The sequence below is a fragment of the Bathymodiolus heckerae thiotrophic gill symbiont genome (assembly GCF_900128515.1).
Classification (GTDB): domain Bacteria; phylum Pseudomonadota; class Gammaproteobacteria; order PS1; family Pseudothioglobaceae; genus Thioglobus_A.
In genome coordinates this window covers 1-834 of sequence record NZ_FQTP01000255.1, presented here as the reverse complement: position 1 = coordinate 834, position 834 = coordinate 1, and the positions used below count along the sequence as shown (strand labels likewise).

Sequence of the window (834 nt, the reverse complement as noted above, 5' to 3'; positions counted from 1 at the left end):
CAGGTGGAGTGATTTGTTAGGTGTTTAAAAATTATAGATAAAATTCAACGAGGTTCTGCTAAATTTTAAATCTGAGCCGTTTATATTAAAACTTCTAAAAGAATCAGCGTGCAATTTATGTTTGGCATGCTCTAATTCCAAATTATAATGCTCATTAAAATTCATACCAACCTTGAGGCTGATATAGTTTCCATCCACTTTGGTTTTGCCTTCTGTGCCGTACCTTGGGTCATAGCCAGGCGTGCCACGATAATAGGAATTATACCAATCACCACTGACTTTAGCATAACCAGTACCAACATATGGCGTATAGTTTTGATTGATTTTTGCAAAGTTATACAAGCCGCCAATATAAACATCAATGGTCTTAATATAAGAAGAGGGAGAATTGACCACCACATCAATTGGGCCTGTTGCTGTATTTTGTTTAAAAGGGCTGCCATCATCATGAATAAGTGCTGCATTTTGTTGTGGACTTTTGATTTTGGTTGAATATATTCCAAATTCATAGCCAAAACCAACTTCTGGTATGTATCTTAGGTTATAACCAAAAGAACGAATATTTGATATTCGTGCATCATAAATCGTAGCATTTTCTTCTGTAATATCTTCAGGATTATCACCAATAAATTTAGCAAAATCTTGATGTTTGCCACTTATATCAGCACTAACATTGCCCAAGGATTCGCTTAAATAAAATCCGTGTTTAATCTGCATTTCTGCTTGTGCTTGAAAGGCAAGCAATGATAAGCCAATTAATGTTATTTTTTTCATTTTATTCCTCTAAATGTTTCTGTAAAAAGATAAGAAAGGTGCGAGACAGCTACCTAACGC

At 34.8% G+C, this 834-nt stretch carries 1 protein-coding gene; it reads right to left on the bottom strand.

The window, feature by feature from the left end; all coding sequences use genetic code 11:
* Positions 1-24: 24 nt before the first annotated feature.
* On the bottom strand, positions 25-774 hold the full coding sequence (locus tag BTHERMOSOX_RS11705; protein WP_138121259.1) for an outer membrane beta-barrel protein: 750 nt from the start codon (positions 772-774) through the stop codon (positions 25-27).
* Positions 775-834 lie beyond the last annotated feature (60 nt).